Genomic DNA, 20,884 nt, shown 5'->3' on the forward strand with positions numbered 1-20,884 from the left:
CTCGGTTCCGGTGGATGGCCAGTCCTTTCCGGTTCGGGACTTTCACCCGGCGGGTCACAATAAGAGGTTTCCGATCACTCAAATCATTTCGCGATCATCCCCCTCTTCCAGGCTTTGCCTGGCGCAAAGAAAACATCTTCCATGAAGCCGGTGGTGCGCCGGCCGCGGGGACCCGCGGCCGGCGCACCGGCGGCTTTCTTCGTCGCCGTTGCGGCGACGGTGGCAGGCCGAAGCGGGGATCGCGCGCTGTTTGGCCCGAAATGGAGCCGAGCACAGTCCTCGGCCTGCGGCAGCCGAAAACCGAGTGGTCGGATTGTCGGCGGCGGCTACATCACCGGCGCCTCGGCGGCGGCGAGCGGCGGCGGCGATGCGCTGGATTGCGGTCGCGGCGGCATGCCGGTTCGCACGATGCGCATCGGCGCAGCGCAGCAGCGGCAACGCAGTTGCGCACGCGGCTTCTCATCGGCCGGCGGGCGCTTCACGGGCATGCCGACCAGGTAGTGCAGGAGTGGGTCGGGTACCCCAAGGGTGCCCCAACGCTCAGCAATCGCGGCCGAGATAGGAAGGATGCGATCTCCCATAGCCACCTTGAGTGCCTCAAGGCGCTGCTCGAGCCGCTCAGCCTGCTGCGGATCGCGGCGACGTAAACGCTCGATGCCCCGTCGAACCTCACCGACAACCAGCACGGAGACATGCAAAGCCTCAGGCTCAACGGAGGCGTACCAGCGCCTCACGCCGGCATTAGCTCGTTTGCCCTTCTGAAGCTCCGACCAGACGTTGGTGTCGATCCGATACCCCATTGGAGATCTCGTCCGAGATCACTAGGGCGACCCAAGTCCTCATCGGTCAGCCCCTCAGTGGTGCTCGCAAAAAGCGTCTTGAGATCATCTTCCTTCGCCCCTGGGTGCTCCCAGAGCAAGACCACACGCAGGCGCACGCCATCCGGCACTTCCTCAGGGAGATGGATACTGCGCTGCTCTGGCAGCGCGTCGAATTCGATAGCGTTCATAGATGTGGCTCCTGATCGATGACTCGATACATTGTTGTCTGCCCCATCAGATCGGACAACAGCTCGCGGTTATCCTCTAGCTTGTAACGCAACGGGGCGCTACGCGGGGCCTGCCCCGGGGCATCTCTTTGCACATAACTCGGCTAGATGGCCGGTAAGCCTTGAACGAAACGCATCCCTTCGGCGAAGTCCCGCACGCGCTGCAGCCCCAGCCAAAACGTCTGCATGCCGGGTTCGCCATCGCACTTGCGTCCAAGGAAGTCGCCGAGGCCGGCGATAAGCCGGATGAGTGTGTTGAGTTTTGGTGCCTGCTTGGGCAGGCGCTTCTTGGCGAGGGTTAAGCTGGACGGTCGAGAGCTGCAGCGCCTCGACCCGACAGCCTTGCTTTAAGACCAAGCAGAACAGCTCGATATCCCAAGGTGACCGTAGAGTAGGCAAACGGGCCATGATCGAGAAAGGCATGGACTTGCGGATACTGTGGCTGGGCGGCGTAGATCAGGATATTGCTATCGAGCAGCTTCATCATGATGCGGCAGGCCGGTCATGCGGCGGGGAGCGATCCTGCCGTGTTTCCCGTTGCCACTCGAGGGGATCACCGAACACCGTGCCGACACGGTCTGCTGCGAGGCGACGGGCGATCTCAGCCGACGACGGCTTGCGCTCGGACGGCTCATGAGGCTGATCTATGGTGCCGAGATAGATTGCCTCCAGCGTCGCATTGGGCGGTAACGGGGGATGTTCGATCAGACGCCCTTCGGCGTCGGTATGCACGACCATCTTCTCTGCGTACATGATCGACTCCTCTGTATCGAAGCGTTGGGATCGAGGCAGTTCAAGATGGGAGCAGCCCTCGAATGAAAGCCAACATGCTGGAAGCCAAGAGTCAACTCTCAAGCCGCCTGGCACGGGCTAGCTCCCTACACCTATCGTCCCAATACCTATCTGGCTCGTCATTGACCGGGTCCGACCCCACGCGGCCGTCCTCGAGCGCGTCCGAGACTGCGGCGCCGTGCAATGTCGCCTTCATCGCGTTGTTGATGAAGCGCGCCTGCACCCGTACCGCCCGCTTGCCCTGCTCGTCGCCGAGCAGCTCATTGGTGTAGCCGACCCCCATCATCCGGAAGCGTTGCCGTTCCGACCAGGGCATCGCGCGCAGGCGCTTATAGACGGCCTCGGCGAGCGCGCTCGGGTCGTGAAAGCGGGTGGTTGCGGTGGCCATCGGATCGCTCAGCCTCCGGAGAGATTGGTCTGCAATGCCGACCACCCTGGGGATCGGGGCTGGAAGCGCTCGCCATGACGCTCGGCCAGCGCCTTCATCCGCCCGACCAGCGCATCGGCCCCGCGGGTGCGGGCATAGTGGAGCGGTCCGCCGCGGAACGGCGCGAAGCCGGTGGCGAAGATCAGCGTGCCGTCGAGCAGGTCGGCATCCTCGCTCACGCCCTCGCGCAGGCACTCGACGCAGGCGTCGAGCAGCGGCAGCAGCAGCCGGTCGGTGATCTCCTCGCTCGTCGCCGGCTTGCTGGATGCTGGCTTGCTAGTCTCCTGATTGCTGGACGCCTGATTGCTGGGCGCCGGCTTGCCGGGCGCCGCCTCGGCGGCCTTGCGCGGCTTGCCGTGACGCCAGCGGTAGAAGCCCTGCCCAGCCTTCTTGCCGACCTCGCCGGCAGCGACCTTCTGCACGAGCCAGTCCGGGAGCTCGGCCATCGGCTTGTCCACGGCCTCGATCAGCATGCGCCCGACATCGAGGCCGATGTCGAGCCCGACCTGGTCGGCCAGCTCGATCGGTCCCATCGGCATCCCGAACGCGACCGCGGCCTGATCGATCGCCTCCGGCGCCAGGCCCTCCTCCATCAGTACCAGGGCCTCGAGCAGGTAGGGAATCAGCGCCCAATTGACCAGGAAGCCCGGATAGCTGCGCACCGGCGCCGGCAATTTGCCGATCTCGCGGCAGAAGGCCTGCGACGAGCGGTGGCGAAGCCAAGACGCTGGAGCGGTTGCTGCTTCACACCTGGAATACGAACTACATCTCCGGCCATACGGAGTGGCGAGGCACCGGTTACGGCAACTATTTCGTGAGAGAGTGAGCGCTCTGCGCCGAGCCTGTCAGACCCCCGTCGCCCTCGGCTACCGCCTGGCATCTCACATGCGTAATTGAAAGGGATGACCCTGGCATCGGTGTGTGCTGCAGCCGGCTGCCGCCGGACCGTGCCTGCCGAGGCCGATATTCCTGCCAACGCTGAAACGAGGAGAATCGCTCATGGGTGATATCAAGCAGGTCTTCGAGATGACCGACGTCGTGAATCCGTCCCGCGCCGATCGCGAGCGCGAGGTCGCCGAGTGGAGCGATGACGACGCGCGCGGTAAGGCGCAGGAGCTGGGGATCGAGCTCGGCGACGAGCATTGGGAGGTGGTCAACCTGCTGCGCAACCACTATCTTGAGCATGGCCCGCCTGAGAGCGGCCGTACCCTCTCGGATCGGCTCAATGAGCATTTCGCCGAGCGCGGCGGACGCCGCCATCTGCGCCGGCTGTTTCCCGAAGGCCCCGTCATGCAGGGGCTCAAGATCGCCGGCCTCCCGGTCCCGCCTTACACCGAGGACGAGGGCTTCGGCGTCGCGCGCTGACCCAGGGGCATTTCGGCAAGTCGCGGTGCCTATGAACCGCAGGTGGCACCGTGGCCTAACCCCGCAACCACATCACCCGATCTTGGGATTTCCGCTGTCTTGCACTAGGCCGGTTGTGCTCAGGTATTGCAATGGCGTTCGGTGGATCGGACGAAAGCAACCGGCATGCGGCTCAAATCCACGAACGCATCTGCGCCCGCCATGGGACTCATCCAGGCGTCACCGCGGTTTGGGGGCCTGGTTTCAAACGGATTGGGAACCTGATGGAGATGGGCATGGCATCTGCAGCCCTATCGAGCACCAATACGAGACCAGCCAACAGCGGAGTGACACGATGCTTCCTGTCCCGCGCCTCCCCTCCTTGATCGCATGGACAACATTGTTGCTCGCCGCCTCGACCGCAGCGGCCGAGGCGGAGCGAGACCAAGTCGGCGCGATGCCGCAGAACCTAGACGACCATGAGTTCATCAATGCCGTGGCCATCGATGATCCGGAGAACCCGTTGCACGGCTTCCATCACTTCTATGTCAACGACGCCGGCATGGAGGCGTTCCGTCAGGGCGGCCCCTATCCGGTCGGCACCGAGTTCGTGGGTCTGATCTACGAGATCACCCGCGACGGGCCGATTCGCAACGAGGGCGAGGGCAAGGCGATCGCATTGATGGAGAAGGTCGAGGGGGCCGAGGAGACCGGCGGCTGGCGCTTCGCACTGCTGGCGCCGGATGGCTCAGCGCACGAGATCGACCCGGTCAAGGACTGTTTCGAGTGCCACACCGAGGTCCGCGAGCGCGACTTCGTGTTCTCGCAGCCGCATCACGTCGGCGAGCTCGGCTGGACGCCGAAATGACGCCGCGCCAAGCTGCCCCGGCGGCCACGCCATCAATCCAGTGACGAGGTCAAAGCATGATTGAGGTCCATGAACAGCCTGACAGCAACATCGTCGAGATGACGGTCTCCGGCTCCATCACGGCGCAGGAGTTCGACGACGCGCTCGCCGCCTTCAAGGGCGCCATCGAGCGCCATGGCCGTATCCGTGTGCTGGAGAACGTCGGCGAGCTGGAGACGCCGCCGATCCCTTGGAACAAGCTGTGGGATGATATCAAGTTCAGCTTCGAGCACCTGAGCGACGTGACCCATGTCGCGGTGGTCGCCGATCAGGGCTGGATCGGCGCCTATGTGAACATGCTGAACCCGGTGCTCAAGGCCGAGCTCAAGCACTTCAAGCGCCCCGAGCTGGAGGTCGCCCGGACCTGGCTGGCGCAGGCGGCCTAGCTCGTCTGGTGACCGGAGGCGCTTGCCCTGCGACATCCGCGGCGCGGGCTCCCAGCCCTCCCCTCGTGGCGAAGCCGGGCCTGCGCCCGCCGCTCAGCTAGCCGGCCCGCCATCTGTAGGCAGTCCCAGGTAGGCAAGGCAATCCGGCGGCAGCTCCTGCCGGCAGCGACGGAGGATCTTGGCCTCTTGCTCCGCAGTAAGATGGGTCTTGTGGTCGCCGGTCTGCCCTTTGCGGATGAAGCCGCCGGTGCGAAACATCGGCGTGCCGTCGGCGTTGCGGCCGGCGAAGCGTTCGCTGTGGGCCTTCATCCAGGCGAACGCGCTGTAGTGCGCGGCACGCTCCAGGGCCTCGGCCGTCAGCGACCAGCCGAGGAAGCCGGCGATCCGCCTCATCGCGCCGGGCAGATCGGCCTTGAGATCGCTGTAGCGCAACATCAGCAGGTTGCTGCGCTGCCGCTGCGGCCACCAGCTCGCGACATTGCGGAACCAGGCGCCGAAGGCGAGCCATTGGTCGACATGGGCATCGAGACTCGGCGGGCGCTCGAGCTGGTCCTGCTCGAGGGCGCTGTCCGACATGTCCATCAAGTGATGGTAGAAGCTGACGCAGCAGTCGCGCGGGTCGCGCACCGTGAGCACGATGCGTGCGGTCTCGCGGCCGGGGGTCTGCTCCCAGGTGCAATGGGTCTTGAACAGGCGTGGATCGGGGCGTTGCTCGAAGTCTGCCAGCACCTCGCGCCAGGCCCGCGGCGGACGCTGACGCTCGAGCCAGGGCACCACCTGGTCGATGTCCTCGAAGTCGGTATCCCCGCCGGTCAGCAGCTGATGCAGGATCTGCTGCATCCAGGTGGTGCCGGCCTTGGGCGCGGTGGTGATGAGCACGTCCGTCGGGCGGGCCTGGAAATGGGCGAGTATCCAGGGATCGTGCAGCGGATGCCGCTCGCCCCAGCGCGCGGCAGGGCGTGACGCGTGCTGCGGCTCGGGGCTCTCTGAGTTGGAGTGATCAGGCTTGGAGCCCACCGACACCGGATCGCTCGAGAACCTCTTCGGCATCATTCCGTCCTCCCCGTTTCGGGGGCCTTTAAACCGTTCTACACTGCGTCCAGTTTGGGATGTGCAATTTTGACCGCGCCTACTGCGGAAAAATGACGCTTCTGTCTCTGGACGCGGTTTAGAGCCTTTGTCAGCGCTTGCCAACGGCTGCGCGATGCAAGCCGTCAGCAACAGCCAAAGGGCTGCCCAAGCCAACGGCAAACACGAAGACGATATGGGCTGCTCCTTTGGTTATCCATGCACTGTCGTCGCCACATGGCCGCGTTCTCGGCCTCCTTGGACGGCCGTCACTCGAGCCTGACGCCAGAGACGAGATCCGCGACCTCGGTTCGGGGCGGCACGCTGTCCTTCAGCCAGCACTGAGGTGGTGAGCCCTCCCAGTGGCCGGCTGGGGCGTAGGTGTAGGCCTGGCACTTGGCATCCTCGGCGCAGGCTTGAGCGCAGGCCTGCGGGTCCTCGCTCGCCAAGTCGAAGTTGCGATAGTCGGCCCCCCGGCGGTTGACGTTGTATTCCCGAGTCACGGGCGCGCCGGCAGAGACATAATCCAGCCAGCGCACGCCGCCGCCCTGATCGGGACGCGTCCTCCCATCGGATTTCGGCTGATTGCGAATCGCGTCGACTCTCACTCCGTGGCCCTATTACCTGTAGACCAGCCTGTCAGGATCATCGGCGGCTGACTGCAATCTCGCCTCGCAGGCGATCTGAATGCTGTTGATTCGCGGCTCGGTAAAGGCGGCGCCGACCGGATAATCCACTGAGATCCCCATACCCTGGCTGCGGAAGCTGTCCCATTTCACAGGCCCCTCACCGGTCCCACAGTCAGCGGCCTGCGCCGTTGACATCCAGACCAGCGCCATAAGGCTGACTGGGAGCCAGAAGTTGGAATGACTCGTCTGTTTGAGCACAAACTGATCCTTTGCTCCTAACTACCCGGCTGATCTCCTTGCCAGCTATTGCCAGGAACTTCGGCCGGTTTCTGTGGATTCCCTGGCTCCCATTTCGAGCCTGGAAACCGCTCTGGCGCCTTTGGACTGATCTCCCACTGAGAGCCCGGCAATTGACTTCTTTTCTCGTCAGTAGGCTTCCAACTGCTCCCTCGGAATTGCTTCTCGCTTGAATCCTGTTCTGCCCACTCATTTCCGGGCACTTGCTCCTCGCTTGCTTGCGCCGTCAGGACCAGAGCGACGAGCGCAGAGGCGCTGATCAGCCAAATCGGATAGCGAAATCGATTCGGGATAGGCATGTTGATCTCCAGTATTGGGTCTTGGGTGGTGCTGTAATTTCAAAAGGTTGCTATCGGACGCTGCGGTCTTCTCCCCAGCGAGAGCCCAGAATCTGTTCCGTCGATGGCGGCTCGCTCGGCTTCCATTCGGACCCTGGAATCTGCTTCTGCGCATCCTGGTTGTTCTGCCAATTGGAGCCGGGAATCTGTTCATCCGTATCCTGACCCGTCTCCCAGTCAGAGCCGGGAACCTGGGCGGAACGATTCCCGCCGCTATCCCACTGGCTACCCGGAAACTGTCGCTGGCCAGGCTCATCCTTGGTCCATTCGTCTCCAGGCACCCGGTCATCAGCGGCTTGCGCTGATAGCGCCAGGGGCGCAAGGACCAGTAAGGTTGCCAGAACGAGACTGCGCTGAGGTGTAAGGCAGATGTGCATCGTTTCGTCTCCTACCCGCGTTTGCGTGACATAAGATGAACTCAGCCGTTGCAGCCGTTGGTTCAAGCCCCAGGACCAGCCTCGACTGAGTCATTGAAGAATGGCCTGCCATCGATCGGTCGCAGGCAATACGCCGCCCAGACTGAATGATGCAAACAGCGACGCAGCATCCGTGCCGACCCTCCGAGCTTGCTCCTATCGTCCTCTTCAGCTCGGACATTAACCACGCCAAGAGCGGCTAGAGTCCCTGCTCAGCTTGCGATCGCGAGATCTGCTGGGGCATTTCCTCCGAACCTGGTTTAAAGGGCCCGAACGCCTCCCCCAATGCCTTCTTGTTCGATTCGCCGACTCCCTGCCTGATCAGCTTCGCTAGTTGGCCTGCCTGAGCCGCTTTTCTGCTGGAGGTTGTCGCGGCTCGGTTCTTGCTGCGTTGGTGCACGACGGGGCCTCGGACGCTGACATTCCAGCGTCTCGAGCCAGCAACCTCTGAGCAGAGATCCGCGAAGCTCGGCGGAATCTGGAGCGTCGTTCTCCTGCGCGGCTGTGCGGCAGTCAGAAAGGGTTCAGAGCCTATTGCAGAACTCAAGAATCCGGTATGAGGAGGTAAGTCAATGACGGATGATCTTCGAGGCCATGTGGCCTTAGTCACTGGAGCAACCGACGGCATCGGGCGGCTAACGGCCGCGCGACTGAGCGCGCGCGGCGCCACGGTGCTGGTGCACGGGCGCAATCGCGAGAAGGTGGATGCGGTGGTCGCCGAGATCGAGCAGGATGGCGGCAAGGCGCGTGGCGTGGTCGCTGATCTGGCCGCGATCGGGCAGGTTCGCAGGCTGGCCCACGAGGTGCTCGAGACGACACCGCGCCTCGACATCCTGATCAACAATGCCGGTGTCGGCGACCCGCGCGGGCCGCGCCGCGAGAGTGACGACGGCTATGAGCTGCACTTCGCGGTCAACACGCTGGCGCCGGTGGCGTTGACTCGGCTGCTGGCCGATCGGCTCGCCGAGACCGCGCAGGATGTCGGCCTGGCGCGGGTGGTGATGGTCGCCTCCGTGGCCCAAGCCGAGATCGACCTCGATGACCCGATGCTGACCCACGGCTACGACGGCATGCGCGCCTACGCGCAGAGCAAGCTGGCGTTGGTCATGGCCACCATGGAGCTGGCCGAGGCGCTGAAGCCGCGGGGCGTCACCGTCAACGCGCTGCACCCCGGCACCCTGCTCAACACCAAGATGGTCCGGGAGGGCTTCGGCAGTGCGCTGGGTCCAGCCGACGCCGGCGCCGAGGCGGAAGAGCACCTGGCGACGGCGCCGATGCTCGCCGACATCACCGGCGCCTATTTCGACCGCATGGACCAGGCCGAGCCCGAGGTCCAGGCGCGCGACGGTGACGCCCGCCGGCGGCTGATGGCCCTGCTCGACCAGCTCGCCGAGGCGGCTTGAGGACACCCAATGTACCTGATCCTTTTCTTCGGTCTGATCGGCGCCGGTCTGGCGCTGGCGCGTCTCGGCATGATCCGCAAGCAAGTGCTACTGAGCTGGGGCGGCGGCGTGCTTGCGGTTTTGACCCTCGCTGTATTCTTGCTCCTCGATGTCTGGGGCGAGGCCCTCTGGTTCAGCGCGGTCGGCTTCGCTGATCGGTTCTGGGCCTTCGTCAGCGCGCGGGTCTACACTGCTGGCCTCGGCGCCCTGCTCGCGTTGCTCCTGGCCGCCCTGCTGGCGACGCCGGCACGGCGCGTAACGCCGGCGATCTCGCCCTGGAGCGAAGGCGCTGCCGCCGTTGGCGGTCTGCTCTGGGGCTTCAGCACCTGGGAGCCGGCACTGCTGTTCCTGAATCGTGCCGAGGCGGGGATCAGCGAGCCGATCCTGGGGCTCGATGCCGGGTTCTACCTGTTCACGCTGCCGTTCCTCGAGGCGCTGCACGGGTTGTTGTCCTGGGTGCTGATCGTGCTCGTGGCGACGACCCTCACGGCGCTTGGGCTGCGGCTGCGGCTGCGCGAGCGAGCGTCTGAGCGGGCGCCATCCGATGACAGGGTCCAACGGCAGATGGTGCTGGCGGCCGGCGTACCGAGCGCGTTCCTCGGGCTGCTGATCGGCGCCCTCGCGTTGCTGGACGCCTTCGATCTGCTCTACTCGCAACAGGGCGTTACCGCCGGACCGGGCTGGACCGATGTCAATGTCCGGCTGCCGGCCTATCTGGCGCTGGCGGCGTTGAGCCTCGGGCTCGGTCTCGCGCCGCTGGTGCCGGCGCTGCGCACCTGGGCCAGCGCCCGGCTCTCCGGCCTCTGGAAGCGCCTCTCGGGCGCCGGTATCCAACCGCTGCCGCCGACCAGCCTGGAGCCGATCGTGGTGACCGCGACGACCGCTTGGGGCCTGGTGATCTTGCTCTGGCTGGTGCTGGCCGGCCTGTTGCCGTCGGGCTTCCAGGCGCTCGCGGTCGAGCCGAACGAGATCACCTATGAAGAGCCGTACATCGCGCACAACATTGCGCTGACCCGGCATGCCTTCGGTCTCGATCGGGTCGAGCAGCATCAGTACCCGGCCGACCAGTCCTTTACCCGCAAGACGGTCGAGCAGAACCAGCATCTGATCTCGGAGATCCGGCTCTGGGACTGGCGCGCGCTCGACGCCGTCTACAAGCAGTTCCAGGAGATCCGGCTCTACTACGAGTTCGTCGATGTCGATATGGACCGCTACCAGGTCGGCGACCGCTACCGGCAGGTGATGGTCTCGGCGCGCGAGATGTCGCAGGATAACCTGCCCGAGCAGAGCAAGACCTTCGTCAACCGTCGCTTCAAGTACACCCACGGGTATGGGCTCACGCTGGCGACGGTCAGCGACTTCACGCCCGAGGGGCTGCCGAACCTGCTGGTCAAGGACATCCCGCCGCAGGCCGAATCTTCATCGCTCGAGGTCGAGCGCCCGGAGATCTACTACGGGGAGCTCACCGAAGAGCCGGTGGTGGCCAACAGCGCGGAGCGCGAGTTCGATTTTCCGCAAGGCGAGCAGAACGCCTACGCCCATTATCAGGGCTCAGGCGGGGTCGAGATGCGCAACCTCTGGCGCAAGTTCGTGTTCGGCTGGAAGCTCGACGGCACCCGACTGTTGCTCTCCGGCTACCCTCGGCCCGAGAGCCGGTTCATGATCCACCGCCAGATCGAGGAGCGCGTGCAAACGCTGGCACCGTTCCTGACCTTCGATCAGGACCCCTATCTGGTGCTGGTCGATGGCCGGCTGAAGTGGATCATCGACGCCTACACCACCTCGACCCGCTTTCCCTATAGTCAGCCGTTCGCGGCGCCGACCGAGCGCGGTGCGCTGCTGGCCGATGCGCCGAGCGACCCGACCGCCACCGCGGTTCAGGGCCTCGATGGGGTCAACTACCTGCGCAACGCGGTCAAGGTGGTGGTCGACGCCTACGACGGCGCGGTCGATTTCTACACCTTCGATGCCGATGATCCGATCCTCAGTGCCTGGCGCGATGCCCTACCGGGGATGTTCCAGCCGCGCAGCGCGATGCCCGAGGCACTCGAGCGGCATGTCCGCTACCCGGAGGGCCTGCTGCTGACCCAGGGGCTGGTCTACGCCAAGTACCACATGGACGACCCGGAGGTGTTCTACAACCAAGAGGACCTCTGGGTGCGCGCCACCGAGAAGCACTATGGCCGGGTGCAGCCGGTCGAGCCCTACTATGTGATGTGGGAGCTGCCCGGCTCAGACCAGGCCGAGTTCGTGCTGATGCTGCCGTTCACGCCGAAGAACCGCCAGGTCCTGATCGGCTGGATCGCCGGACTCTCGGACGGCGAGAACTACGGGCGCTTCCTTGCCTATCAGTTCCCGAAGGAGCGCCGCGTGCTCGGCCCGCAGCAGGTCGAGACCAAGATCGACCAGGACAGCTACCTCTCCGGTCAGCTCTCGCTCTGGGATCAGCGCGGCTCCAACGTGATCCGCGGCAATGTCTTGGCCATCCCGCTCGACGACACCCTGCTCTACGTCGAGCCGATCTATCTGGAGGCCGAGACCGCGGCCTATCCGGAGCTGCGGCTGGTCGCGGCGATGCAAGGCGATGATCTCAGCTATGCCGAGACCCTGGACGAGGCACTCAAGGGTCTGTTCGGTCCCGAGCAACCAGGTGCCGAGGGCGCCGGGCGCCCCTCGCTGCAACAGGCCGGCGCCAACGCCAATGCCGCCTTCGAGCGCTACCTCGAGGCCCAGGGCGAAGGCCGCTTCCGCGACGCCGCCGATGCGATGAGCGAACTGCAGGCATTGCTGGAGCAGCTCGCGGCCTGGTCCGAGCAGCCTGTCGAGTCGCCCGCTGGGCAGCCGTCCGGGCAACCATCCGGGCAGGAGGCGCCGGGGGATGCGAGCGGCGCCGGGGCCGAGCAGACCGCGACCGGAGGATAGACATAAGCTGTATTCACTGCTGGAAACCCGAACGGGTGGAGCGTGCCTTCACCGATCTTCTTCACGCTTACAACCGAGCGCTTTGGCAAAGACAACGGCCTCGTGAGCAACTACCCGGCCCTTGCATCTACAAGCGTTACGGTCTCCGTAAGCCTGACCACCATCGTTGAGCTGACTACCTTATCCCTAACCGTCCGCATCACTGGCTCCCCATATGCATCATAGACGAGCATCCCTTCTTCCATGACTTGCTTCTCATCTAGATAAACGTATCCGAAATCGATGCGGGCTCTCAGATTGTGTCTTTCTTCAGGCACTTCCACCGACCCAACAATAGGAATCACTATCTCAGCGCGCTCGCCAACAGACTCAAATTGGTAGCCCTTATCATTCCGACCGAAAAGGATCGACCCATCAAGCACGAGTGCGCTTGTTATTGTTAAAGGATAGGTTATCCGCTGGTCGGTTATCTCGACCAGCTCGATCTCAATGACAATATTGTTCTTCCTAATAGCCATTGGATTAGGATAACTCAAGACTATATTGAACACAATGCCATTCGCTGAGATCTCATGGAACTCCTTTTTATAGACTTGCTCCTCTTCTCTGTAAGAAACCTCACAGATATTACTTTCACTACAGCGCCTCTGGAGATATTCAGCCTCGACTGTCTCTCCGTCTTCGGTGGTATAAGAAATGTACCCGGCACAAGCCCCGCAATCCTCTGAACAGGTGCATTCGTTTTCGACTGCGCTTTCACATACACCGTTTCCGCAGCAATCATCAATCGTCGTCGTTTCGCAGATACCCGCATTGCAAGAGACTTCCGAGCAAGCACCAGGTTCAGGGCAGTCACCGTCGTTTTCACATTGCGGTTCTCGACCGCACCCTGCAATAACAATCATCGTCAAGAGTACCGGCAACATCAGCCGGGCAAACGGCTTCAACATTCGCAAATCTCTCTTTTCTTCGTTCGAACTGGATTTGTCCAGATCCATCTCAGGGCAGGACAACTCAGACCTGACAGGTCTGCGGGAGAGACACGGCCTTGGAAACCCGATCACACCGAGAGAAACGCCAATGCTCGACACCTCTGCCGCTGTTGACTGTAATGCAGATAAACCTGTGCGGCCAATCGATTATCCACTGAATCACGCCTAGCGGCCCGGCACGATGTCACAAGCGCAAGCACGCGGACCAGAGTGGACGCAGCAGTTCGCGCGCCGGCTTGGTGCGGAGCAGGCCACGTACGCGCGCTTTGCGGACAGCAGTACCTCCGCGCTAGCAGCCTTGTCGGCGTCTCTTGCGCCGTAACGAGTCAGCTGTACCAATGTCGGGTAGGCTCCAGCAACCTGCTGTGGAAGCGGAGACTTCCAGACGGCGAAGGTTATCCATTTCGCCGCATTGGTGATATAGCCAATTCGCCCGGTGGAAAACCTGCCGAGCCAAGGGTCAACTTCTGAGCGGAAGCAGCCGACCGGCGGGTCACTGGTGGTGACCCCGCGTGCTCGTCGAACGGAGACTGGTATCCGGTTTGCTTTCCGCAGAATGGCGCTCCGCATTGTCGGAGGCGCGCAACCGGCGTCGGCCCGACAGCCCCTAAGCCAGGTCCCGACGTCTTCGTCTCAATTAATGAGGCCGACCGGGTACACCGCCCTCGCCCGTCGGCGGACCAACGCAAACGGCTAGAGGAGGAACGGGCATGCAGACACTGACGCGAGAAGCGCTGAAGGCCATGATGGATCGTGACGAGGAGGTCGTCCTCGTCAATGTGCTCGATCCGAGTGCCTTCGAGCAGGCGCATATACCCGGCTCGTACAATGTGCCGGCGACGGAAAAGGAGTTCGAGGCGAACATTCGGGCGCTCGGTGCGAGCGAGGATAGCCGAGTTGTGCTTTACTGCTCGAACTTCGAATGCAACGCATCGCACGCGGCAGGCAAGCGGCTCGAGCAGGCCGGCTTCCGCAACGTGCATCGCTACGCCGGCGGAATCGAAGACTGGATGGGCGCCGGCTATCCGATCGAGGGTGAGGCCGCTTAGGGACGGGCCGCAAGCGGCGCGTCGGACGACCTTGTCAACCGGAGACATCCCGAAGATGATGCCAGCGCGACCCGACCTCTGCCGACCCCACCACTGCGCGCTACCGCAGCTGAGATGGAAGCCGGGATCGAAGCCGGGATCGAAACTGGTGCGGCTGCTCGCCATGTTGGCGCTGCTGCCGGGAACCTGGGTGCTGGGCGCCGCCTGGGCCGGGGACTTCGACCCGACCGCAACCACGGCCGCGGCACCGCTGCCGAACCTGCGGCCGGTCGAGCGGATGCAGTGGTCCCTTCCCAATGGCGATCCGGCCGATCTCTATCTGCCCCGCGCCGCGCCAGCCGTGCGCGAGGTATTCCGCGACGCGCTGCCGGTGGTGGCACTGCTTCAGGGCGCGTTTATCGACAAGGGCGAATACAGCCGCTTGGCACGGCAGATCGCCCAGCTCGGGTTCGTCGTCGTGGCCCCGAATCATGCCCGTACGCTGCCGCAGTTCGAGCAACCGGTCCTGTTCGCCGAGATGGACACCCTCAACGCCATCGACGAGGCGATGACTGAGGCCGACGCCAACGCCGACTCACCCCTGTTCAAGATCGTCGACACCGAGCACATGGCCGTCGTCGGCCATTCCCTCGGCGGGGTCGTTGGACTCTATGCGATCGCCGGCGTCTGCGCGCCAGGCATCTGCTCGGCGGACCCGGCCGACTATGCCGCCCCACCGGCATTGAAGGCGGCCGCGGTCTATGGCGCTAACCTGTTCGACCGCCGCACCGGCGAGTTCAATGACCTCGATACCTCGGCCGCCGCGGTCGCGCTGTTGCAAGGCAGCCTGGACGGCATCGCGCCGTCCGTGAAGGCTCGCCAAAGCTACGATGCCTTGGAGCCGCCCAGCGCGCTGGCCGCCGTCGAGGGCGCGAACCACTATGGTCTCTGCAACAGCAACAACCCGGCCGGTCCCGCCCCGGACCCGATGGACCCCGCCATCGCCCAGACGCGCGCCAACCGGGCTATCGCCCATTGGATCGGCCTGTGGCTGCGGGCCGAGCTGCTCGATGAGGCGCCGGCCCGCGCGGCACTCGAGCAAGGCGCGACCGGTCCGGACGGCGTCGTGCGGCTCATCGCCGCCGAACCGCCCCTTGCGCCGACCTCCGTTGACCACGAGCCGACGAGCAGCGCCCCTCAGTAGCGCGCAGCCGGTTGCACCTCCGCCAAGCCCCCTGCTCGGCACTCACCTGCTATCAGCAAGATAATCATCAGGCCGCCTCCGACTCCCAACCGGCTGCGGAGCGCCGGTAGTCGAGTCGCTCGCAGTCGCTGAAGCCGCCCGCCTCCTCCGACCAGCAGCGGATGCGGATACGGATGTGGTCCCGGTCGAGTTCGATGACGTTGAAGCTGTTCGGATAGCCGGCCTTGAAACGGTCCGAGAAGGTCGTGCCGGCCTGGGCCGCCACCAGCGCCCGCTCGCCCGCGCGCGCGGCCATGGTCTCACTGTGGTGGATGTGCAGATGTCCGGACAGCATCAGGTCGACCTGATTCTGGCCGAAGCACTGCAGGGCCATCTCCTTACGCCCGATGACCCCGCGCCCGAGCACCAGCTCATGGGCGATGAAGGGATGATGCACGACCACCACCCGCGCCGCGGTCGGTTCGGCACCGGTGAAGAAGCGCTCGACCTCAGGCATCTGGTATCCGGAGAGCCGACCCTGCGACCAGTCCGTGTGGGGAGACCAGCGCCGGGCCGAGTTGAGGCCCAGTACGGCGAGGGTCGGGCTCGAATAGCGCGGATACAGGTCATCGGTGATATAGCGGCCGTAGCGCCGCCAGGGACGCAACAGACGCCGGATCAGATCCCAATCCGGCACGTCGTGGTTGCCTGGGACCACCAGCACCGGCGGCGCCAGCTGGGCGAGGAAATCCCGGGTGGCGGCGAACTCACGCCGCCGCGCCGACTGGGTCAGGTCGCCGCTAACCGCGACCAGCTCCGGACCACGGGCGTTGATCTCCTCGATCAGCGCCTGGACCAGCGGTGGACGCTCGCGGCCGAAGTGCAGATCGGAGATGTGGTAGAGCGTGGTCCTCGCCATCGCGAGATTTCCTCCAGCCAGTCGAGTTGCCGTTCGCGCACCAACGATAACCAAAGCGCGCCACCTTCGTGCCGTTGCGGCTGACGCGCATGCGCCAGGCTCGTTCTGGGCCCGCTCTGGGCCCGTTCTGGGCCCGTTCTGGGCCAGCTCTGGGCCAGCTCTGGGCAGCTATCGCCCTGGGGGATAGCCGCCACCACCGGTTGAAATCACCCGCTCGCTGACGCGTCACGAGGCGCTGATCCGACGCGCCTGGCGTGACCTAGTGGCTCAACACCGGGACTCAATGCCTCCCGACCCACCGCCCAATCCAACGCCTGGCCCCATGCCTCGATCCCAGGCCCATTGGTGATCGGCAACGATCCCGGCGGCATGATTCGGGCCAAGGCGAGGAGGCGGTTGCGAGGCCAGGGCAGCGACTGGAACTCGATTTGCTTTCCAGGCCAGAGATCCCCCTCGCCCTCCCGGGGCGCAGCCGAGCCCTTGCCTTTGACGATGCCTTCCAACGACCCCGCCGACACCGAATCCAATACCGCTGCCAACAAGGCGACTGAGGACGCCCTAGACCACTCAGGCACCCACCCAGATGAGGCCGAACAGGGTCGCGGCATCGCCGGGCGCATCGCGGCCTTCTTCATCGACTCGCCACTGACGCCGTTGCTGCTGCTGGCGACGCTCGGCATCGGCATCCTTGGGCTGCTGACCACGCCCCGGCAGGAGGACCCGGACATCTCGGTGCCGATGGTCGATATCCAGCTGCGCTATACCGGCGCCTCCTCCGGACAGGTCGCCCGGCTGGCGGTGGAGCCATTGGAACGGCTGATGAGCGAGCTCGACGACGTCGAGCATGTCTACTCGGTCAGCCGCCGCGAGGAAGGACTGGTCACGGTGCGCTTTGAGGTCGGCACCCCGATCGACCCGGCCGTGGTCGCGGTCCATGACACCATCGAGTCGAACCTGGACAAGGTGCCGCCGGACCTGACCAAATGGCTGGTGCAGCCGAAGACCATCGATGACGTGCCGGTGCTGACCCTGACCCTTTGGTCCGAGGAGATCGACGATGCCCGATTACGAATGCTCGGGCTGCAGCTGCTGCAGGCGCTCAAGCAGGTCGAGAACACCGGTAACGGCTTCGTTGTCGGCGGCCGCCAGCGCGAGATCGGCATCGAGCCGCAGCCCGAGCAGCTGCGCGGCTACGGGCTCAGCCTGGATCAGCTCGCCGAGACCATCCGCAGCGCCAATGCCGGGCGCGGCACCGGCAGCATCGAGCAGGGCGCGACCCACCGCTCGGTCTCGGCCGGGCACGATCTTGCGGGCGCCCACGCGATCGAGCGCCTGGTCGTCGACACCGAGGGCGGGCGCCCCGTCTATGTGGGTGACGTCGCCCGGGTCGAGGCCGGACCCGAGCGGGCCGATCAGGCAGTGCTCTTCTATACCGGGCCGAGTCACTCGGCGGACGACGAGGCCAACGGCGTCGGCGCGGTCACGGTCGCGATCGCCAAGCAGCCCGGCGCCAATGGGGTGACGGTGACCAACGCGCTGCTCGAGCGAGTCGAGCAGCTCAAGGGGACGATGATCCCGGACCAGGTGCAGGTGGCGGTGACCCGCAACTACGGCGAGACCGCCGACCGTAAGGTCAACGAGCTGCTGCTGTCGCTGCTCGGTGCCACGGCCGCGGTCGCGGTCCTGTCGCTGATCGCGATCGGCGTGCGGCCGGCGCTGATCGTGCTGGCCGTGATCCCGGTGGTGATCCTGATGACGGTCTGGTCGGCCGGGGCCCTCGGCTTCACGATCAACCGCGTCAGCCTGTTCGCCCTGATCTTCTCGATCGGCATCCTGGTCGATGACGCCACCGTGGTGGTCGAGAACATCTTCCGGCGCTGGCTCGCCGATGGCGCGACGGCGAAGGCGGTCGCGATCGACGCCGTCGGCGAGGTCGGCAACCCGACCATCATCGCCACCCTGACCGTGCTCGCAGCCCTGCTGCCAATGGGCTTCGTCACTGGGATGATGGGCCCCTACATGCGGCCGATCCCGATCCTGGGCTCGGTGGCGATGCTGTTCTCGCTGTTCGCAGCCTTCGTCTTCACCCCTTGGCTCGCCTATCGGCTGCGGCCGAAGCTCGCGGCCTTGGAGCGCTCGGCGCGGCGCGAGCGGCGCCTGCAGGGCTGGATCGACCGCGCCTATCGGCCCATGATGGAGCGGCTGATCGCGCGGCGGCCGGCGCGTTGGCTGTTCCTGATCGGCATCATCGTCGCCTTCTTCGCCGCCGTCGCGCTGCTGCCGCTGAAGGCGGTGACGGTGAAGATGCTGCCCTTCGACAACAAGCCGGAGATCGATGTCGTCATCGACCTGCCCGAGGGGACCGCGCTGCCGACCACCGCCAACGCGGCCCACCAGCTCGCGCAGCGGCTGCGCGGTATCCCTGAGGTACGTTCATTACAAGCCTATGTCGGCACCGCGGCCCCGTTCGACTTCAACGGCCTGGTGCGGCACTACTATCTGCGCCAGGACCCTTGGCTGGCCGACATCCAGATCCGGCTGCTGGACAAGGCCGAGCGCGCGCGCAGCAGCCACGCCATCGCCCAGGCCGTGCGCGAGCAGCTCACCCCGCTGGCCAAGGAGCACGATGCCCAGATCAGCGTGGTCGAGATGCCGCCGGGACCGCCGGTGCTGCAGACCCTGGTGGCCGAGGTCCATGGTCCGACCCGCGCGGTGCGACGCGGCTTCGCCGAGGACCTGACCGCGATGTTCGCGGCCGCCGACGGGGTGGTCGACGTCGATAACCGGATGCAGGCGCCGCACAGTCGCTGGCATTTCCAGGTGGACAACGAGAAGGCCAGCCGCAACGGGGTCGATGTCGACAGCATCACCCGCAACCTGGCGATGGCGATGGGCGGCTACAGCCTCGGCGACATCGACCAGGATCGCTCGCTGGAGCCGGTAAAGATCAAGCTCCAGCTGCCTTTGGCCACCCGCACCCAGCTGCACCGCCTCGGCGAGCTGCCGATCCCGGCGCGTCGCGGCAGCCGACGCATGGTGCCATTGGCCGAGCTCGGGCGCTTCGTCGAGGTGCCAGCCGACCCGCTGATCCACCACAAGGACCTGCGGCCGGTCGAGTACGTCACCGCCGGGATGGAAGGGCGGCTCGGCGCGCCGATCTACGGCATGCTGCAGGTCGAGGCCGACCTCGAGGACTATGTCGCCCCCGATGGGACCGAGGCGCCGCGCGGCATCCTCACCGGCCCACCGGCACCGGGCAAGACCGCCTTCGAATGGTCCGGCGAGTGGACGGTGACCTACAAGACCTTCCGTGACCTCGGCATCGCCTTCGGCGCAGCATTGCTGCTGATCTACGTGCTGCTGGTGGCCGAGTTCCGCAACTTCATCCATCCGGCCGTGATCATGGCGCCGATCCCGCTGACGCTGATCGGCATCGTGCCGGGCCACTGGCTGCTTGGGGCCGAGTTCACCGCGACCTCGATGATCGGCTTCATCGCGCTGGCCGGTATCGAGGTGCGCAACTCGATCCTGCTGGTGGACTTCGCCCAAGGGGCGATGAACCGCGGCCTGTCGGTGCGCGAGGCCGTCATCGACGCCGGCCGCACCCGGCTGCGGCCGGTTTGGGTCACGGACCTGACCATGATGGCCGGCGCCTTCGCGATCCTGTTCGACCCGATCTTCCAGGGCATGGCGATCTCGCTGCTGTTCGGGCCAATCGTCGCGGTGCCGCTGACGCTGATGGTGGTGCCGCTCGGGTGCATCGCCACCGGTTGGGCGTTCGGTGGGGCTCAGGGAAACGGCGGCGAGCCGCCGGCATCGGGGCCGAGCACCAGAAGCTCCGGGTGACGCTGATTCACGCGCTCCTCGAGGCGCGGGGCCTCGTCATCCGGCAGGTCCGCCGCAATCACCAGCTCCCCGGCCTGCAGGGCCTGACGCTGGGCCGACACCGGGAGATTGACGTTGCGGTTGCGTCGAAACCACCAGCCGCCTCCGATAGCAGCAGCGATCAGGACCAGCGTAACCAGCGCCAGCGGCTCCAGCACCTGGATCAGCAACAGCGAGACGGCCAGCATGATGGCCGCGCCGACGAGTGCACCGCGCAATGCGGCACTCGAATCAGTGCGCCAGCGGCGGGTCTGAGCCTGCAGGCCAGCTGGGGGCTGCTTGCCGATCAGTGTAAAGGCGCCCGGCTGGACACCGTCGGCGATCAGCTCTTCGACCAGCCGCCGGCCGTTCTGTGGATCACGGGCGCGAATGTAGATGCGGGTCGTCATCGTTTTCCTCCGAGACGCAGGCTGGTGATGGCCGCGCCACGCGGCCGAGTCTGTGATGACGTCTGGATGAGCAACCGTCGTGCCGAAATTTGAGCGGCACTGAAGCGAATCGGCTACCGACCCGGCGGCGCCCACCCGTTGCCGAACGCCCGGCGCCTACGGGCTCGACATGTGCGGCCGTGCGCGGCTCTCGCCCTTGACGCAGAGGGGCCGCCGGGTTCAATAATCCGATGGGTCATCCTGAGGTTAGAGCGATCATCATGCAGAAGACAGGCCATTCTCGACCGACCGCGCCAGCCGAGCAGTCGGCATCCGCCACCTATCGGCTAACACCGCTGATCGAATGCCGGGTGACCACGGGTGATTGCTCACCCGTGGTTCCCACAGATCCGGACGTGCGGAATTCCCGCATCCGGCTCCTCAGTTGAGCAGTCGCTACACAACAATCGTTGCACACCCATCGGACAAAAGC

19 protein-coding genes are annotated in these 20,884 nt (G+C 65.1%); 8 read left to right on the top strand and 11 right to left on the bottom strand.

All coding sequences use genetic code 11. From position 1 onward, the window contains the following. Positions 1-326 precede the first annotated feature (326 nt). The 6 genes from CKO40_RS21785 to CKO40_RS21815 all read right to left on the bottom strand — a co-directional run bounded on the left by CKO40_RS21785 (position 327) and on the right by CKO40_RS21815 (position 2,929). Entirely contained in the window at positions 327-800 is a 474-nt protein-coding gene (locus tag CKO40_RS21785; protein WP_200348561.1) for a PIN domain-containing protein, read from the bottom strand. After that, on the bottom strand, positions 731-1,009 hold the full coding sequence (locus CKO40_RS21790; protein ID WP_200348562.1) for a hypothetical protein: 279 nt from the start codon (positions 1,007-1,009) through the stop codon (positions 731-733). The genes CKO40_RS21785 and CKO40_RS21790 overlap by 70 nt, the downstream gene beginning before the upstream one ends. 143 nt (positions 1,010-1,152) lie before the next feature. Continuing rightward, positions 1,153-1,329 carry an IS4 family transposase gene (locus tag CKO40_RS21795; RefSeq protein ID WP_200348579.1) on the bottom strand — a complete coding sequence of 59 codons (177 nt, stop codon included), beginning with the start codon at positions 1,327-1,329 and terminating at the stop codon, positions 1,153-1,155. A 202-nt stretch (positions 1,330-1,531) separates the two neighbouring features. Next, complete coding sequence (locus CKO40_RS21805) at positions 1,532-1,801, bottom strand: hypothetical protein (protein WP_200348564.1); 270 nt, start codon at positions 1,799-1,801, stop codon at positions 1,532-1,534. Positions 1,802-1,892: 91 nt separating this feature from the next. Further along, on the bottom strand, positions 1,893-2,228 hold the full coding sequence (locus CKO40_RS21810) for a sugar phosphate isomerase family (RefSeq protein ID WP_200348565.1): 336 nt from the start codon (positions 2,226-2,228) through the stop codon (positions 1,893-1,895). 8 nt (positions 2,229-2,236) lie between these two features. Next, positions 2,237-2,929: a 3-hydroxyacyl-CoA dehydrogenase family protein gene (locus CKO40_RS21815; RefSeq protein WP_200348566.1), complete on the bottom strand. Its 693-nt coding sequence runs from the start codon at positions 2,927-2,929 to the stop codon at positions 2,237-2,239. Positions 2,930-3,266: 337 nt separating this feature from the next. On the opposite strand from CKO40_RS21815, the gene CKO40_RS21820 reads away from it, so the two are divergent. The 3 genes from CKO40_RS21820 to CKO40_RS21830 all read left to right on the top strand — a co-directional run bounded on the left by CKO40_RS21820 (position 3,267) and on the right by CKO40_RS21830 (position 4,904). Beyond that, positions 3,267-3,632 carry a TusE/DsrC/DsvC family sulfur relay protein gene (locus CKO40_RS21820; protein ID WP_200348567.1) on the top strand — a complete coding sequence of 122 codons (366 nt, stop codon included), beginning with the start codon at positions 3,267-3,269 and terminating at the stop codon, positions 3,630-3,632. Between the two features lie 334 nt (positions 3,633-3,966). Further along, positions 3,967-4,479 (top strand): cytochrome P460 family protein, encoded by a 513-nt coding sequence (locus tag CKO40_RS21825; RefSeq protein ID WP_200348568.1) that lies wholly within the window; start codon positions 3,967-3,969, stop codon positions 4,477-4,479. A 56-nt stretch (positions 4,480-4,535) separates the two neighbouring features. Continuing rightward, complete coding sequence (locus CKO40_RS21830; RefSeq protein WP_200348569.1) at positions 4,536-4,904, top strand: SpoIIAA family protein; 369 nt, start codon at positions 4,536-4,538, stop codon at positions 4,902-4,904. 93 nt (positions 4,905-4,997) lie between these two features. Here the strand turns inward: CKO40_RS21830 and CKO40_RS21835 are convergent, their stop codons facing one another. Both CKO40_RS21835 and CKO40_RS24675 read right to left on the bottom strand, forming a co-directional pair. Then, the gene (locus tag CKO40_RS21835; protein ID WP_242477249.1) at positions 4,998-5,957 is read right to left on the bottom strand and encodes a sulfotransferase domain-containing protein; all 960 of its coding nucleotides are present in this window, start codon (positions 5,955-5,957) and stop codon (positions 4,998-5,000) included. 284 nt (positions 5,958-6,241) lie between these two features. Then, entirely contained in the window at positions 6,242-6,580 is a 339-nt protein-coding gene (locus tag CKO40_RS24675; protein ID WP_200348570.1) for a PAN domain-containing protein, read from the bottom strand. Between the two features lie 1,644 nt (positions 6,581-8,224). On the opposite strand from CKO40_RS24675, the gene CKO40_RS21845 reads away from it, so the two are divergent. Next, positions 8,225-9,055: an SDR family NAD(P)-dependent oxidoreductase gene (locus CKO40_RS21845; RefSeq protein ID WP_200348571.1), complete on the top strand. Its 831-nt coding sequence runs from the start codon at positions 8,225-8,227 to the stop codon at positions 9,053-9,055. Between the two features lie 9 nt (positions 9,056-9,064). Then, positions 9,065-12,016: a UPF0182 family protein gene (locus CKO40_RS21850; RefSeq protein ID WP_200348572.1), complete on the top strand. Its 2,952-nt coding sequence runs from the start codon at positions 9,065-9,067 to the stop codon at positions 12,014-12,016. Positions 12,017-12,126: 110 nt separating this feature from the next. Here CKO40_RS21850 and CKO40_RS21855 read toward each other — a convergent pair whose 3' ends face one another. Continuing rightward, entirely contained in the window at positions 12,127-13,014 is an 888-nt protein-coding gene (locus tag CKO40_RS21855) for a hypothetical protein (protein WP_200348573.1), read from the bottom strand. 704 nt (positions 13,015-13,718) lie between these two features. Between CKO40_RS21855 and CKO40_RS21860 the strand changes: the two genes are divergently transcribed. Both CKO40_RS21860 and CKO40_RS21865 read left to right on the top strand, forming a co-directional pair. Further along, the gene (locus CKO40_RS21860; protein WP_200348574.1) at positions 13,719-14,057 is read left to right on the top strand and encodes a rhodanese-like domain-containing protein; all 339 of its coding nucleotides are present in this window, start codon (positions 13,719-13,721) and stop codon (positions 14,055-14,057) included. A 148-nt stretch (positions 14,058-14,205) separates the two neighbouring features. After that, positions 14,206-15,240 carry an alpha/beta hydrolase gene (locus CKO40_RS21865; protein ID WP_200348575.1) on the top strand — a complete coding sequence of 345 codons (1,035 nt, stop codon included), beginning with the start codon at positions 14,206-14,208 and terminating at the stop codon, positions 15,238-15,240. Between the two features lie 67 nt (positions 15,241-15,307). On the opposite strand, the gene CKO40_RS21870 is transcribed toward CKO40_RS21865, so the two are convergent. Then, positions 15,308-16,138: a metallophosphoesterase family protein gene (locus CKO40_RS21870; RefSeq protein ID WP_200348576.1), complete on the bottom strand. Its 831-nt coding sequence runs from the start codon at positions 16,136-16,138 to the stop codon at positions 15,308-15,310. Positions 16,139-16,630: 492 nt separating this feature from the next. Here CKO40_RS21870 and CKO40_RS21875 point away from each other — a divergent pair, with 492 nt between their 5' ends. Further along, positions 16,631-19,984 (top strand): efflux RND transporter permease subunit, encoded by a 3,354-nt coding sequence (locus tag CKO40_RS21875; RefSeq protein ID WP_200348577.1) that lies wholly within the window; start codon positions 16,631-16,633, stop codon positions 19,982-19,984. On the opposite strand, the gene CKO40_RS21880 is transcribed toward CKO40_RS21875, so the two are convergent. Beyond that, entirely contained in the window at positions 19,927-20,412 is a 486-nt protein-coding gene (locus CKO40_RS21880) for a hypothetical protein (RefSeq protein WP_200348578.1), read from the bottom strand. The genes CKO40_RS21875 and CKO40_RS21880 overlap by 58 nt on opposite strands. Between the last annotated feature and the right edge of the window lie 472 nt (positions 20,413-20,884).

The sequence above is a fragment of the Halochromatium glycolicum genome (assembly GCF_016584085.1).
Taxonomy (GTDB): Bacteria; Pseudomonadota; Gammaproteobacteria; order Chromatiales; family Chromatiaceae; genus Lamprobacter; species Lamprobacter glycolicus.